Genomic DNA, 14,714 nt, shown 5'->3' with positions numbered 1-14,714 from the left:
GCCGTTTGTATTAAAAATCGTAACTTTGCACCCGATTTCCATAAAATAGTTGAATGAAGAATGACAATATAAAAAATCAGTATCGTGTAAATGAACAGATACGAGTGCGTGAGGTCCGTATCGTCAGCGATGGCGGCTCGACAGTAATGCCAACCCGCCAGGCCATGGATATGGCTCGCGAACAAGGAGTGGATCTCGTTGAGATATCTCCCAATGCCAATCCGCCCGTTTGTCGCCTCATCGACTATTCTAAGTTCCTCTACCAGCAGAAGAAGCGTGCCAAGGAACTGAAGGCGAAGCAGGCTAAGGTGGAGGTTAAGGAGATTCGTTTCGGGCCTCAGACCGATGAGCATGACTATCAATTCAAGCTCAAGCATGCCAAGGAATTCCTCGAAGATGGCAACAAGGTGCGTGCATACGTGTTCTTCAGGGGGCGTTCAATCCTGTTTAAGGAACAGGGAGAAGTGCTGTTGCTCAGGTTTGCCAATGACCTGGAAGAGGTCGGCAAGGTAGAGCACATGCCATCGCTTGAAGGAAAGAAGATGTTCATATACATCGCCCCGAAGAAGACCGGTTCTGCTAAGAAGAGCCAACAGGCCATGGATAGGGAGAAGAAAGCGGCCGCCGGCAAAGAAACGGCAGCCGAAACAACTGCAGAGGCTGACGAGACACCGGCCAATGGCGGGTTGCTTGCCAACGCGAAGATAAGCCCCGATGCCCTTAAAAAGCTGCAGGGTGGCGAGTGACATTCGTGACAAGGATGAAAGAAGAAGTGCGTAACGCCCGGTATATGCGTTGCCACTGTAATAAATAACAATCATAATTAAACATTAAAAAAATGCCAAAAGTAAAGACAAATTCCGGTGCTAAGAAGAGATTTCGTTTCACCGGGTCGGGTAAGATTAAGAGACATCATGCTTACCACAGCCACATTCTGACTAAGAAGACCAAGAAGCAAAAGCGTAATTTGGTTCACCAGACACTTGTGGACACTGATAACATGAAGCAGGTTCGTGATCTGCTGTGCCTCCGTTAAATCCTAATTGTCGAACGTTTAAAGTAGAAAATTATGCCAAGATCAGTAAATCACGTTGCTTCGAGAGCAAGGAGAAAGAGAATTTTAAAGCTTACACGCGGCTATTTTGGAGCACGCAAGAATGTCTGGACTGTAGCAAAGAACACCTGGGAGAAGGGTCTTACATACGCATATCGTGACCGTCGCGCCAAGAAGCGCAATTTCCGTTCATTGTGGATTCAGCGTATCAACGCTGCTGCCCGTCTGGAGGGAATGAGCTATTCTGTGCTGATGGGTGCGCTCAACAAGGCCGGTATCGAAATCAACCGTAAGGTGCTTGCTGACCTCGCAGTCAATAATCCTGAGGCATTCAAGGCTATTGTGCAGAAGGTTAAGTAATCAGCATTGTACAAGTAAACTCATTCACGCGATGAATATTGGGCCGCAGTCTCCTCTACGACGGAGACTGCGGCTTTTGTTTTTCCTCTTTCTGCCGCCATCTTGTGCCATGTCGGCTTTGTGCTGAAGTATGGCATGTGGTGTGAGAGGTTTGAAATGAGGTTTTAGTATATCGTTAAACCAACAGACATTATTTTTCAATGGGAATGGTAATTGGCATAGATGTCGGCATAAGCACAACAAAGATAGTTGGCATTTGTAATGGGCGAGTGGTTTCACCGATGAGAATCAAGGCCACCGACCCGGTTTCGTCGCTTTACGGAGCGTTCGGCAAATATCTTTATGATAACAAGATTCAGATGTCAGACGTAGACCATGTGATGCTAACAGGCGTGGGGGCGGCTTACATCAGCAAGCCTGTTTATGGGTTGCCGACAGCCAAGGCCGGTGAGTTTGTGGCCGACGGACTCGGTGCTTGCCATGAGTCGGGCAAAGACCGAATCATAGTTGTGAGCATGGGTACAGGCACATCGCTTGTCAGATGCGACGGTGACAAAATAGAGCACATCGGCGGCATTGGCATTGGCGGGGGCACATTGCAGGGGCTTTCGCGCCTTTTGCTTAAGACAGACGACATACGTACGGTTTCCGAGATGGCTGTGAGGGGCAACATATCCAGCATTAATTTGCGCATCGGCGACATTAGTGCCAGGCCGTTGCCCGGACTTCCCATGTCGGCCGTGGCCTCTCTTTTCGGCAATGCCCGCAGCGATGCTTCGCGTGAGGACATTGCCATCGGCCTGATATGGACCGTTTTGCAGTCTGTGGGTCAGTCGGCAGTATTGGCTTCGATAGGCAGCAACATTCGTGAATATGTGATGATAGGCAATCTTACGCTGTTGCCACAGTGCAGGGTTGTGTTTCCTCCGATTGAGAAATTATACGGAGTGAAGTTCATCATACCCGAGTATTCTGAATTCTGTACGGCCATCGGTGCTGCATTGTGCCATTTCGACCAGCGTTTCCATGTAGAGAAGTTGTAGCGTCTGTGTGCTGGCATGCCTCTGCTAAAGTGCCTTTCGGCGGCTCAATGCAATGGTGTGTGGCCGTGACGGATTATGGCAGTGCCGCAAGGGGCGTATGTATGGAAACTATTTACGTGTAATTTTTTATTGCAGCAGTGCAGATTCTGCGTAACAAATTGATGTTCAGTTGGTTGCCATTGTTGCCGTTTCGTGCTGCAAAATAGGCCGTTTGGGATTGTCGTTTGTGCTGTTTGGCTTTCCGTTTTGGGGTGTTTGGGGCAGCAATGGCAGTGGTAGTGAAATATATCGATGCCTTTTGTAAGCAATTGTCATGGCTTTAGGTCTTGATTTTGTCATTGCCGTTGACATGTTACATTGTGCGGCTGCCAATGCCGAAGCTGTCATTTTGCAAAAGGCATGAAACTACTTCCAATGCCAAAGTACGTGACAGTGGGAGTCGTTTCATGCCTTTTGTTTTTCATTCTTGGATGTTACAGAATGCTACATGACGTCTCATGGCAATAAATCTGCTTGCGGCAGTTGTGCATTCTGACGTAAAGTATTGCCAAAAGCATATCTTTCGGCCTTGGACAACGGGCGCTGTTCGTATGCCTGCAGGGCAGAACTGTCTGACCGTGAACGGCATGAGAGCGTCAAAGCCTGCAAAGGATGTCTTGTCGGCCTGTTGTTGCGTATTGTCGGTTATGCCGGAAATGGGTCTGTGGCTTGTCGTTGCCTGCAAGTCATTTCTGCCTTATTCCCTTCATAGACAGTGATATCCGTTCTCTCTTCCGGTCCACTTCAATTACCCTTACCCTGACATGTTCGTGCAGCTTCACCACTTCTGTAGGGTCAGAGACATAGCGGTCGGCCATTTGCGAAATGTGAACCAGACCGTCGTGGTGGACACCTATGTCGACAAAAGCCCCAAAGTTGGTGATGTTTGTCACTATTCCCGGCAGTTCCATTCCTTCAGCTAGGTTGTCAATTGACGTCACATTGGGGTCAAATTCAAATTCCTCGGCTTGTCCGCGCGGGTCGCGTCCCGGTTTGTCAAGTTCGTTCATGATGTCGGTCAGTGTAGGCATGCCCACACTTTGCGTCACGTAATGCTTGATGTCGATGTTCTTCCGCCTTTCTGGCGACGCAATGAGTTCAGCCACGGTACACCCGGCGTCGGCGGCCATTTTTTCCACAATCCGATAGCTCTCGGGGTGTACTGCTGTGTTGTCAAGCGGGTTTGGGGCTTCCGGTATGCGCAGGAAGCCTGCACATTGTTCAAAAGCGGCAGGCCCGAGCCGTGACACCTTCATCAGTTCGGCTCGCGATTTAAACGGGCCGTGGGCCTTTCGGTAGTCTACAATGTTGTGTGCCAGTGTCGGGCCGAGTCCGCTCACGTAGGTAAGCAGGTGCTGGCTGGCGGTGTTGAGGTTGACACCAACGGAGTTTACGCAGCTTTCAACCGTCTGGTCGAGGCTTTTCTTTAGCTTCGTCTGGTCTACGTCGTGCTGGTATTGGCCGACGCCGATGCTCTTCGGGTCTATTTTCACAAGCTCGGCGAGCGGATCCATGAGCCTGCGGCCTATAGACACGGCCCCACGCACGGTGACATCCTTGTCTGGAAACTCATCGCGCGCCACCTTGGATGCCGAATATACCGAGGCTCCGTCTTCGCTAACGGTGTATATCCTGATGCTTTCCGACAGTCCGGCCGACCTGATGAAGGCTTCCGTTTCGCGTCCGGCGGTTCCGTTGCCTATGGCAATGGCTTCCGGCCGGTATTGTCTCACCATGTCTCTCACCCGTGTCTCGGCTTCACTGCGGCGGTTGGCGGGCGGGTGGGGGAATATAGCCTCGTGGTGCAGCAGGTTACCCTGGGCGTCAAGGCACACCACCTTGCACCCGGTTCTGAAGCCGGGGTCAATTCCCATGACCAGCTTTGGCCCTAAGGGGGCGGCAAGCAGCAGTTGGCGCAGGTTCATTGCAAACACCCTTATGGCCTCATCGTCGGCTTGTTCCTTTGAGATTGCGGCGAATTCCGTCTCGATGGCCGGCTTCACCAGGCGTTTCAGGGCGTCGTCTACTGCATCTGCCACGAGTTTAGAGCAGCGTGATGTGCCTTTTACAAACATCTTCCTTATCCTCTGTTTGCTCTCTTCGTCGTCGGCAGATATGCTTATGCGCAGTATGCCTTCCGCCTCGCCTCGGCGCATTGCCAGCAACCTGTGGGCCGGGCAACGCCGCAGTGGCTCGCTGAAGTCGAAGTAGTCGGAGTATTTTGCAGCCTCGTCGGAGTCGGCTTTGGCCTTTACTGCCTTGGATGTTATCACCGCTTCGCGCCTGAACGCATTCCTGACAAGGCTTCGGGTGCGTTCGTCTTCGCTGACGCCCTCGGCAATTATGTCTTGTGCTCCTTTCAGCGCGTCGGCCGTATCTTTCACTTCTCCGCGCACAAAGCGCCGTGCCGCGGCCTCGATGTCGCTCTCGCGCTGCAGCGATATTATTGCCGCCAGTGGTTCAAGGCCGCGCTCCCGGGCCACCTGTGCCTTGGTGCGGCGCTTAGGCTTGTATGGCAAGTAAATATCTTCCAGTTCGGCCGCGTTCCAGCATTCGCTTATCCGTTTGTCCAGTTCGGCGGTCATCTTGCCTTGTTCGCTTATGGTTTTGGTTATTGTTTCCTTCCTTTTGGCCATTTCCGTCAGTTTTCCGGCCATGTCGGCAATGGCAGCTATCTGCACTTCGTCCATGCCGCCAGTGCGCTCTTTGCGGTATCTGCTTATGAAAGGTATGGTGCATCCTTCGGCAATAAGGCCAAGCACGTTTTCCACGTGGCGCCTGTCTATGCCGAGGTTGCGTGCAATGATGTCGCTGAAAATGTCTGTGTTGGTTTCCATTGTTTGTTTCTGTAGTGTTTGGATTATGGCGTACACTGTGGGCAGACGGCCGCTGCGCCAATGCCGTGTGCCGGGCATGGCAGCAGGAAGTCTTTGCCTTTGTCGGCCGTATGCCCACATGTGAGCGCCGTCATTCTATTCCGAGCTCGCGTTTTATGGATGGTTCGGCATCAAGAATATATATGTTACCCGGGTTGATGTTGGATTGTTCTGTTTCTACCATCCATGATATGAGCTTTACGTCATGTTCGTCTACAAAGCGAAGCCTGTCGCCTTGTTCGTAAGGCAAAGCCAGTGGTGTATCGTCAATCTCCACTTCAAAGTTGTGCCTGTCGGTGTAGCTGATGAGTCTTGTCCACACTGTTTCTACCTCGCCTTCATCGTTTGTCAGGTCAAACTTGAACCAAACCTTTTCCGGAGTGCGCTTGGCCACGTGCTCGGGCAGCCAGAAGTATTCGTTTGAGTAGTCGTGCGCGAACTTGCGTTCTTCCTCGCAGTGCAGCAATCGCAGGTCGTCGGCCCTGTCGTTTGTTAGGAAGTCGTCTTTCATCCAGAGCGGTTGGTATGCGTCTGCTGCCATGGCGTCTTCGTTTTCGTAGGCGAATATGACGCAAGAGTTGGCGTTCATCTTTTTTAGCCTTGTCCTTATCGACCCTGGGGTTGCCTTGTCTTTCTGTCCGTCCTTTATGGCCTCGTTCCATGGCAGCAGCCTGATGTATAGCGGCACGTTGCCCGTCATGATGGCAAACGGCACATCCGGCCGCATTGTCTGTCGTGTTTCGGGGGCTTGGTGCCACAACATGTATGAAGCAACAGCCTCTATCAGTTTGCGGTGGCATGCAGAGTGGTTGGCGTCGCTGTGCATAATCTCAATGTCCGGCAGCCCGAAGCGTGCCAGACCGTTGGTGTACAGCCAAGTGTCGGAGCCTTGTTCGTTGCTTTCTGAAGCTATGCTGTAGGCGAAACTTGCATGTGGTCCTGATGACGATCGTGCGGTGCTGACCACATACGACTCCGACAAGGCTTGCTGGCTTGACAGGTCATAAATGGCGAGGAGCTTTGGTACGAGTGCTGTGGCAATCTTTAGCTGCAGGTGGAGCCATGCCAGTGGGTTGGCTGTTCCGAAGCGGATGTCGATGCCGTAGCCCGGCCTTTCTTGGCCAATCAGCTCCAGGTCTTGTTTGTTGAAGTAGGAGCTGATGAACATGCCAGAGGCGTTGAACGCCTCGAGCCGGTCGATTTCCATGTCGAACGGCTCTCCGCAGAACTGCCCGTGAACATGCTCAATCGTGTTTGTTTCCGTGTTTTGTGAAACGTCTTCAAACTCGAGGCTTTCCAATCCGGCAATGTCGCCCATGCGGTTTCTGAACGCCTGCATGTCGGCCGTGAAGTCGTCGACACGCGACACGGCTATCATCACCGAGCGTTTTTTGATGTATGGAGGTTCGCGTAGGGTGGGATGCTCAAGAAATTCGACGGTTTTCTTGCAATTCTCGATGGCTTCCGGCACGTCGCTCCAAAACTCTTGGGTTTCCGGGTCGTCGGGTATCAGCGTCATGACATGCTCAAAGAAAGGTATGGCTTCGGCTTCCATGTTCAGTCCCATGCGTGTGTATCCGTTGCGGCACCACCAGTTTGGGTCGTCCTTGCCCTCTTCGGCAGTGTCGGCCAGTATGCTGAGTGCCCGCCTGTCAAGGTCGTCGGGGTTGAGTTCGCTTTCTGTATACCCGCTGCGAATCATGCCCGCCAGGTTTGACAGCGTGCGTGCTTGCAGTCCGACAATCTTGTATGTACGTTCCTCGTCGGGCAGGTCGTCAATCATCCGTACCACTTCTTCTTCGCGATCATCGTCGCACATCTGTTGAATCAGCTTTATTCTATCTTCTTCTCTGTTCATGGCTAAAGTATGGATTTATTTCTTCATGAGGGTTGCTTTTTCACTCTTGCCAAATCGTTCGATTGCGTAACGCAGCATGGTGCGGGGCATTCGCTTGAGGTTTGCATAGACATAGTCATACAGCCGGGCTGGGTCTCGCTTGCCGGCTTCGCGCAACATCCACCCGCACGCCTTGTGTATGAGCTCGTGTTTGTGGTTCATAAGCATGTCGCAGAGCCGGTAGGTGTCGTCGAGTTCGCCTTTGCGTATGAACGCAAATGTGGAAACTATGGCCATGCGCACCTCCCATGGTGACTGGCTTTTGGCCAGAATGTAGAGCTGGTCGCGAGGTTTGTCCATCAGATATTCGCCTACAACAGTTTTGACCGACAGGTCTACAAGGTCCCAGTTGTTTATTCTGTCAGTGTGGCTCAGGTAGAAGTCAAACAGCTCTTTCCTTGTGCTGTCGTCGGCCTTGTTGGCTTTTGCCACCATTATTAGCAGCGCGGCCAGCCTTACCTCGTGCCATTCAGAGTTGAGCAATGCCTCGACGTCGGCCATGGATATGTCACGATGGGCTTTTGCCACCTGTCTTGTGTCTGGCACGGCCGTGCCGATGAAGAGGTCGCCTTCGCCGTATTCTCCCGGCCCGGTCTTGAAAAAGCGGGGCAGCACCTGCCTTTTTTCCTCGGTTGAAAGTGCCGTTAACTCTTCAATTATGGTTGTTGTTATGTCCATAAGTGCAAATATAGCATTTTTGGAGCTTAAAATGAAATTTTGATTGCGGTTTTTCTTGGTGTGGAACAAATTTGGTTCTGTAAGTAATAACGCATGATGGCCGACCATTAACGGTCGGCCATCGAGGTTGCTATGGTCTGGGCAAGCCTGCCGTGCGCACGGCTTCCAGGCCGGATAAAAATCCTTTTGTCAAATTAATATGCAAAGAGCGGATAGTTCTTCATTGTCTCATTGACACGGGCGCGAACGCTGCTGATTACGTTTTCGTCTTCGGGGGCGTTGAGAACCTCCTCAATCAGTTCTGCTATGAGCACCATGAGGTCTTCCTTTGCGCCGCGTGTGGTGATGGCAGGTGTGCCAAGACGGATGCCGCTGGTTTGGAAAGCGCTGCGTGTGTCAAACGGCACCATGTTCTTGTTTACAGTGATGTCGGCGGCCACAAGGGCGTTTTCTGCCACCTTGCCGGTCAGTTCGGGATATTTCGAGCGCAGGTCTACGAGCATGGAGTGGTTGTCTGTGCCTCCGCTCACGATGGTGAAGCCACGCTTGATAAGCTCGTCGGCAAGCACCTTGGCGTTTTTCTGCACCTGCTTTGCCCATTCCTTGAACTCTGGCTGCAGTGCTTCGCCGAAGGCAACGGCCTTGGCTGCTATGACGTGCTCGAGCGGGCCGCCCTGCTGTCCGGGGAATACGGCCGAGTTGAGTATCTGGCTCATCATCTTCGTTGCGCCCTTTGGTGTCTTCAGGCCCCATGGGTTTTCAAAGTCCTTGCCCATGAGTATGATGCCGCCGCGCGGACCACGGAGGGTCTTGTGAGTTGTAGAGGTCACGATGTGGGCATACTTCACCGGGTTGTCCAGCAGTCCGGCAGCTATCAGTCCGGCCGGGTGGGCCATGTCGATCATGAGCAGTGCACCCACTTTGTCGGCTATCTCGCGCATGCGCTTGTAGTCCCATTCGCGGCTGTATGCAGAGCCTCCGCCGATGATGAGCTTCGGTTTGTGCTCGATGGCCAGCTGTTCCATCTCGTCGTAGTCAACGCGGCCGGTCTCGCGGTTGAGGTTGTAGCCTACCGGATTGTATAGTATGCCCGATGTGTTTACGGCCGAACCGTGTGACAGGTGGCCGCCCTGGGCGAGGTTGAGACCGAGGAATGTGTCGCCGGGCTTGAGCACGGCCAGCAGCACAGCGGCGTTGGCTTGGGCTCCGGAGTGTGGCTGTACGTTGGCATATTCTGCCCCGAACAGCTTGCACACGCGGTCGATGGCCAGTTGTTCCACCTTGTCTACCACTTCGCAGCCTCCGTAATAGCGCTTGCCTGGGTAGCCCTCAGCGTACTTGTTTGTGAGGTAAGAGCCCATGGCTTCCATTACCTCGTCACTGACGAAATTCTCTGACGCGATAAGCTCCATGCCTTTCAGTTGGCGCTGGTGCTCCCTTTCGATAAGGTCGAAGACCTCCTGATCTCTTTTCATGTCTTATTAGTGTTTGTTGATGACAGTCATGCTGTGTCGGCCGCCGGCATTCGGCATTGCCCGCCTTTAGGCGGCCGTGTTGCAAAGGTACACAATAATTTTGGTATTACACAGCGTTTTGCACTTAAAAACTTCCATTTTTCGCAGCTGTCTGCATTGTGCTAAAGTGTTAAGAGTTTTTGACGGCTTGCGCCAATGGCTTTTTGTGGGGCCTGGCCACCCGCCAGCCACTGATTTTGCTTGATGGTTATGCCGAGAGGTCCGTGCCGGAATAATGACTGTGGCACGGCGGGTGAGGGGAGTTGTTGTGGCTGCTTGCCATTCGATGATGGCCGGCCGACAGCCTGATGCTTAACCATGTCGTTGGCCGAACGGCCCGTTTGAGTATGCCAAACGGGCCGTTCGGCGTGATGGTTTGTGCCGTTTTGCAATGCAAAACAACCGTTTCGGTAAGTTCATGACTGTCAGGCTGTTGTAATTTATTCGGTTGATAGCCGTGGCAGGCGTGGCAACCTGCAGACTGCGCCCGCAATGTTTGCAATATGGGCGGTCGCTTGATGGCATCTGCCTATGATGCCAAAGCGCCGCCAACAAATGATGGTTGGCGGCGCTTCGTGGATTTTCGTTTTCTGTAGTTATGCTGTGATGATGGCGCGGCTCATACGAGTTCAACCTTGTCGATGTCCTGTTCCATTTCGCAGTAGTGGCATTTTAGTATGCCGTTCTTTTTGTCAACCACATGGAAAAGCGTCTGCATGGGCTCGTTGTTGGTTATGCATTTGGGATTGTTGCATTTCACTATGCCACGCAGTTCGTCGGGTGTGGTGGCTGTCTTTTTGTCAACCACCTCATAGTCTTTTATGATGTTGAGCACTATGTTGGGGGCCACAACCGAGAGGCGTGATATCTCCTCGTCGGTGAAAAATTTGTCTTCCACCTTTATTATGCCTTTGCGCCCGAGCTTCTTTGACAGATAGTTGTAGCCTATTGTTACAGGCGTGGCTATTTCTTCGAGCTTAAGCAGGTTGACCACCTGGTATGTCTTGTCGGTTGGTATGTGGTCGATGACGGTGCCGTTTTTGATGGCGGCCACGAGCATTTCGTTCTTGTTCATGTGTCAGATGATTGTTTTGTCGTTTTTAACTTCGTCTAAAGAAATTCCCAGCACGTCGCAGAAGATGGCCTCGCGGGCATAAAGACCGTTGCCGGCCTGTTGTATGTAGTAGGCGTGCGGGTTTGAGTCAACGTCGTAGTTTATTTCGTTCACTCTGGGCAGCGGGTGCAGTATCTTCATGTTTGGCTTGGCCTTGGCCAGCATGTCGTTTCTTAATATGTACACGTTTTTCACACGTTCGTACTCCATGAGGTCAGAGAAGCGCTCTTTCTGCACTCGTGTCATGTAAAGGATGTCGGCGTCGGCAATAGTGTCTTCGGTGAATTCGGTGTGCTCTTCATATTTTATGCCGTGCTCCTTGCAGTAAAGCTTGTATTCTGCGGGCATGGCCAGCTCTTTTGGGGCTACGAAGTGGAACGTGGGAGAGAAATGGCGCATGGCCATGATGAGCGAGTGGACGGTGCGCCCGTACTTAAGGTCGCCCACGAGGTATATGTTCAGGCCTTCGAGCGTTCCTTGGGTCTTGTATATGGAGTACAGGTCGAGCATGCACTGCGACGGGTGCTGGTGGGCCCCGTCGCCGGCGTTGACAATGGGCACCGGCGACACTTCGCTGGCATACTGGGCGGCCCCTTCGATGTAGTGGCGCATCACGATGACGTCTGCATAGTTTGCCACCATCATTATGGTGTCTTTGAGCGTCTCGCCTTTAGTGCCACTGGTCACCTTTGGGTCGGCAAATCCTATGACGCGCGCCCCGAGGCGGTTGGCCGCTGTTTCGAAGCTCAGGCGGGTGCGGGTTGAGGGCTCGAAGAACAGCGTTGCCACAACTTTGCCTTTCAGCAGTTCCCTGTTGGGGTGTTTCTCAAATTCGTGCGCCATATCAATCATGTAGAGTATCTTCTCTTTCGTGATGTCGGCGATAGTGACAAAATTATGCTTTTCCATCAGTGCTGTAATATGTTTTAAGTTCATTTTCGACCGCTAAGGTACACATAATTTCCGATAATTGGATATATACGGCATAGAAAATCAACCATATTTTTTTTGTATGTGAAGTAAAATCCTTACTTTTGCATGAAGGTAATTAATTATGACTACGTTTTGAGATGAGAAAGTTCTTTGTTCGCTTCCTTTGGACCGTGTTGGTGCTTGTGGTGCTTTTCGCAGCTGTAGCTTTTACCGCCATAGCCAAGGGGTGGATAGGCTATATGCCGCCGGTAGAGGATTTGCAAAATCCCATCGATCGTTTTGCCACGCAGGTGTATTCTGCCGATGGTAAGATAATGGGTACATGGAATTATAATAAGGAGAACAGGATTTGCGTGGACTTTTCTCAGTTGTCGCCATCTCTTGTACAGGCGCTCATCGCCACAGAGGATGTTCGATTCTACGACCATTCGGGCATCGACTTCTATGCTTTGGGAAGAGCGGTCGTCAAGCGCGGCATACTGGGGCAGGTGAATGCCGGCGGCGGTTCCACCATAACGCAGCAACTGGCCAAGCAGCTTTACTCGGGCACGGCCCACAGTGTCACCGAGCGTATGTTGCAGAAGCCGATAGAGTGGGTCATTGCCGTGCAGCTTGAACGGAACTACACGAAGGATGAAATCATCGCGTTGTATCTCAACTATTTCGACTTCCTTCACAACGCCGTGGGAATAAAGACCGCGGCCAACACTTACTTCGGGAAGGAGCCACGCAACCTTACTGTAACGGAGTCGGCCATGCTCATAGGCCTGTGCAAGAACCCGTCTTATTATAACCCTGTGCGCAACCCGGAGAGGTGCCGCGAACGGCGCAACGTGGTGCTAATGCAGATGATGAAAGCCGGCTTCCTAACCCAGGCGCAGTATGACCAGTATTCTGCCGAGCCCTTGAAGCTCAATTTCCATGTGGCCGACCATAAGGACGGTATAGCAACCTACTTCCGGGAGTTCCTGCGCCTGTACATGACGATGGAGAAACCGCGCCGGGCCGACTACCCGTCGTGGAACATGGTTAAGTTTTACCAGGACTCTGTGAACTGGGCTACCGACCCCTTGTGTGGGTGGTGCCATAAGAATACGAAGAAAGACGGCACGCCATACAACGTTTATGCCGACGGGCTGAAGGTGTTTACCACCATCGACTCCAGAATGCAGGAGTATGCCGAGAAGGCTGTGCGCGACCATGTGGTGAAGTTCTTGCAGCCGGCCTTCGACCGCGAGAACCGCGGAAAGAAAACCGCTCCGTTCTCCGGGAAACTGACAAGCAGCCAAGTAAACCAGATATTGATGCGGTCGGTGAGGCAAAGTGAGCGCTATCGGGTGATGAAAGCCGATGGGGCTTCGGAGGCAGACATAAGGAAGGCGTTCCGCACACCTACGGAAATGACAGTCTTTACTTACCATGGCGAGATTGACACAACGATGACGCCGCTCGATTCTATACGATATTACAAGTCGTTCCTGCGCACCGGGTTCATGAGCATGAGCCCGGTCGACGGGGCTGTCAAGGCTTATGTCGGTGGAATGGATTTCATACATTTTAAATATGATATGTGCATGGAAGGGCGCAGGCAGGTAGGGTCGACCATAAAGCCGTTCCTTTATTCGCTGGCAATGGAAAACGGATTCTCACCATGCGACATGGCGCCAAATGTGCAACAGACGTATATCGTGGCCGGGCAGAGGTGGACACCGAGGAATGCCAGCCGCAGGCGGTACGGGCAGATGGTTACGCTAAAGTGGGGGCTTGCTCAGTCCAACAATTGGATTTCAGCGTATCTTATGAGCAAGCTCAACCCGCAGGCTTTTGTAGACTTGCTGCATGAGTATGGCGTGAACAACCCCGACATACATCCGTCGATGGCCTTGTGCCTTGGCCCATGTGACATATCTGTAGCCGAGATGGTGAGCGCATATACGGCTTTCGTCAACCATGGCATACGTTGCGCGCCTTTGTTTGTCACAAAGATTGAAGACAATGAGGGCAATGTCATAGCCCGATTCCAGCCGAGGATGAATGAGGTTATAAGCGCCGAGAGCGCCAACAAGATGCTGTATATGCTCAAGGGGGTGGTCGACGGCGGCACGGCAGGCAGGTTGCGCTTCCGTTATAATATGAAAGGTGAAATTGGTGGTAAGACCGGAACTACCAACAACAACAGCGACGCGTGGTTCATCGGGGTTACTCCCGAACTTGTCAGTGGTGTGTGGGTTGGCGGCGACGACCGCGACATTCACTTCGACTCTATGCGCATGGGGCAGGGTGCCACGATGGCACTCCCAATCTGGGCTTATTATATGCGCAGCGTGTTTGCCGACACTGACCTTGGGTATAGTGAGAGTGCTGTGTTTGATTTGCCGAAAGACTACAATCCGTGTGGGGCTGTCGCCGACTCGGTTGAGGTCGATGGTATCGATGAAATATATGAGTAACGCTTGTCGGCATGACATCTGTCGGCCTTGAGCCGACCACAGTGCCTTGCTTCTGACGGCGTATCATCGCAACCTGCGTTGCCGGTTTGCCTGAAAGGGCTGCCGGCAACGCAGGTTGCCGTTTTCACGTCTGTCGCTGGTCTCTTTTTGCATGCGCCAGGTGGCATATATTTTGCGCTTTGTCGTTTAGTTGTCGAAGCTGTATCTTTTCCTTTGCTTTGTTTGTTTATCCTGTTTGCAACTGAACTCAGCACCCAGGTTCGGGTTGTCTCCTAATTCTGTTGGCAGTTTCTTGCCGTTCGTATGTGCTTGTTTGGCTAATGCAGGCATGTTGCTTATGTTTCACCGTCTTGCGCGTCTCGGTTCCCCATGCCAGTTGTTCTGCTGCGCCATATTGTTGCTGGTGTATTTTGTTTTCGCTTATTATATTTATATTGTATGCGTCCCACTGTGCTTGATGTTTGTCAAGTGAAATATAAAAAAACGTTTTCCGGAGGCAAAAAAAACCGCGAATGTTTTGTGGTTTGTGAAAAAGTGCCTACCTTTGCATCCGCTTTCAGGGAACAACCCCTGATGAGCGGCGAGAGAAAGAGTTCTTTGACAGGTTGAGACAGACAGAGGATATGTAGAGCAGTACAAGGCGAGAGCCGGGGCTGTGCATTTAGCCAGCCCTGTGTACGGAACAGACCCTTCGGGCTTTACGTCCGTTGAGGTTTTAAGATAAAAGTCAATTATACAATGTAGAGTTTGATCCTG

Annotated in this window: 12 protein-coding genes; 5 read left to right on the top strand and 7 right to left on the bottom strand. The window is 52.0% G+C overall.

Annotated features, from left to right (window positions below):
- Positions 1 to 53 precede the first annotated feature (53 nt).
- From infC to coaW, 4 genes are all read left to right on the top strand, one after another.
- A complete protein-coding gene (infC, locus tag H6B30_RS09180) occupies positions 54 to 746 on the top strand; it encodes a translation initiation factor IF-3 (protein ID WP_205109830.1) in 693 nt (230 codons plus the stop codon).
- Between the two features lie 92 nt (positions 747 to 838).
- Positions 839 to 1,036 carry a 50S ribosomal protein L35 gene (gene rpmI, locus H6B30_RS09175; RefSeq protein ID WP_205109828.1) on the top strand — a complete coding sequence of 66 codons (198 nt, stop codon included), beginning with the start codon at positions 839 to 841 and terminating at the stop codon, positions 1,034 to 1,036.
- A 33-nt stretch (positions 1,037 to 1,069) separates the two neighbouring features.
- Positions 1,070 to 1,414: a 50S ribosomal protein L20 gene (rplT, locus tag H6B30_RS09170; protein ID WP_205109826.1), complete on the top strand. Its 345-nt coding sequence runs from the start codon at positions 1,070 to 1,072 to the stop codon at positions 1,412 to 1,414.
- Positions 1,415 to 1,614: 200 nt separating this feature from the next.
- Positions 1,615 to 2,457 (top strand): type II pantothenate kinase, encoded by an 843-nt coding sequence (gene coaW, locus H6B30_RS09165; RefSeq protein ID WP_205109824.1) that lies wholly within the window; start codon positions 1,615 to 1,617, stop codon positions 2,455 to 2,457.
- 165 nt (positions 2,458 to 2,622) lie between these two features.
- Here the strand turns inward: coaW and H6B30_RS09160 are convergent, their stop codons facing one another.
- From H6B30_RS09160 to pyrB, 7 genes are all read right to left on the bottom strand, one after another.
- On the bottom strand, positions 2,623 to 2,796 hold the full coding sequence (locus H6B30_RS09160; protein WP_205109822.1) for a hypothetical protein: 174 nt from the start codon (positions 2,794 to 2,796) through the stop codon (positions 2,623 to 2,625).
- Between the two features lie 386 nt (positions 2,797 to 3,182).
- The gene (locus tag H6B30_RS09155; protein ID WP_205109820.1) at positions 3,183 to 5,333 is read right to left on the bottom strand and encodes a Tex family protein; all 2,151 of its coding nucleotides are present in this window, start codon (positions 5,331 to 5,333) and stop codon (positions 3,183 to 3,185) included.
- Between the two features lie 130 nt (positions 5,334 to 5,463).
- A complete protein-coding gene (locus H6B30_RS09150) occupies positions 5,464 to 7,230 on the bottom strand; it encodes a DUF4026 domain-containing protein (RefSeq protein WP_205109819.1) in 1,767 nt (588 codons plus the stop codon).
- A 15-nt stretch (positions 7,231 to 7,245) separates the two neighbouring features.
- Positions 7,246 to 7,947, bottom strand: a complete 702-nt coding sequence (locus H6B30_RS09145; RefSeq protein WP_205109816.1) for a DNA alkylation repair protein — start codon at positions 7,945 to 7,947, stop codon at positions 7,246 to 7,248.
- Between the two features lie 194 nt (positions 7,948 to 8,141).
- Positions 8,142 to 9,422: a serine hydroxymethyltransferase gene (gene glyA / locus H6B30_RS09140; RefSeq protein WP_205109814.1), complete on the bottom strand. Its 1,281-nt coding sequence runs from the start codon at positions 9,420 to 9,422 to the stop codon at positions 8,142 to 8,144.
- Positions 9,423 to 10,080: 658 nt separating this feature from the next.
- Entirely contained in the window at positions 10,081 to 10,536 is a 456-nt protein-coding gene (pyrI, locus tag H6B30_RS09135) for an aspartate carbamoyltransferase regulatory subunit (RefSeq protein ID WP_205109812.1), read from the bottom strand.
- A 3-nt stretch (positions 10,537 to 10,539) separates the two neighbouring features.
- Positions 10,540 to 11,484 carry an aspartate carbamoyltransferase gene (pyrB, locus tag H6B30_RS09130; protein ID WP_205109810.1) on the bottom strand — a complete coding sequence of 315 codons (945 nt, stop codon included), beginning with the start codon at positions 11,482 to 11,484 and terminating at the stop codon, positions 10,540 to 10,542.
- Between the two features lie 161 nt (positions 11,485 to 11,645).
- Between pyrB and H6B30_RS09125 the strand changes: the two genes are divergently transcribed.
- The gene (locus tag H6B30_RS09125) at positions 11,646 to 13,958 is read left to right on the top strand and encodes a transglycosylase domain-containing protein (protein ID WP_205109808.1); all 2,313 of its coding nucleotides are present in this window, start codon (positions 11,646 to 11,648) and stop codon (positions 13,956 to 13,958) included.
- Positions 13,959 to 14,714 lie beyond the last annotated feature (756 nt).

The sequence above is a fragment of the Marseilla massiliensis genome, from assembly GCF_016899955.1.
Taxonomy (GTDB): Bacteria; Bacteroidota; Bacteroidia; order Bacteroidales; family Bacteroidaceae; genus Prevotella; species Prevotella intestinigallinarum.
This window is presented reverse-complemented; position numbering and strand designations above follow the sequence as displayed.

Excerpts from the sequence above, each read along its gene's own strand:
- infC (WP_205109830.1), top strand. The coding sequence starts at position 54 with ATGAAGAATGACAATATAAAAAATCAGTATCGTGTAAATGAACAGATA.
- rpmI (WP_205109828.1), top strand. The coding sequence starts at position 839 with ATGCCAAAAGTAAAGACAAATTCCGGTGCTAAGAAGAGATTTCGTTTC.
- rplT (WP_205109826.1), top strand. The coding sequence starts at position 1,070 with ATGCCAAGATCAGTAAATCACGTTGCTTCGAGAGCAAGGAGAAAGAGA.
- coaW (WP_205109824.1), top strand. The coding sequence starts at position 1,615 with ATGGGAATGGTAATTGGCATAGATGTCGGCATAAGCACAACAAAGATA.
- H6B30_RS09160 (WP_205109822.1), bottom strand. The coding sequence starts at position 2,796 with ATGACAAAATCAAGACCTAAAGCCATGACAATTGCTTACAAAAGGCAT.
- H6B30_RS09155 (WP_205109820.1), bottom strand. The coding sequence starts at position 5,333 with ATGGAAACCAACACAGACATTTTCAGCGACATCATTGCACGCAACCTC.
- H6B30_RS09150 (WP_205109819.1), bottom strand. The coding sequence starts at position 7,230 with ATGAACAGAGAAGAAGATAGAATAAAGCTGATTCAACAGATGTGCGAC.
- H6B30_RS09145 (WP_205109816.1), bottom strand. The coding sequence starts at position 7,947 with ATGGACATAACAACAACCATAATTGAAGAGTTAACGGCACTTTCAACC.
- glyA (WP_205109814.1), bottom strand. The coding sequence starts at position 9,422 with ATGAAAAGAGATCAGGAGGTCTTCGACCTTATCGAAAGGGAGCACCAG.
- pyrI (WP_205109812.1), bottom strand. The coding sequence starts at position 10,536 with ATGAACAAGAACGAAATGCTCGTGGCCGCCATCAAAAACGGCACCGTC.
- pyrB (WP_205109810.1), bottom strand. The coding sequence starts at position 11,484 with ATGGAAAAGCATAATTTTGTCACTATCGCCGACATCACGAAAGAGAAG.
- H6B30_RS09125 (WP_205109808.1), top strand. The coding sequence starts at position 11,646 with ATGAGAAAGTTCTTTGTTCGCTTCCTTTGGACCGTGTTGGTGCTTGTG.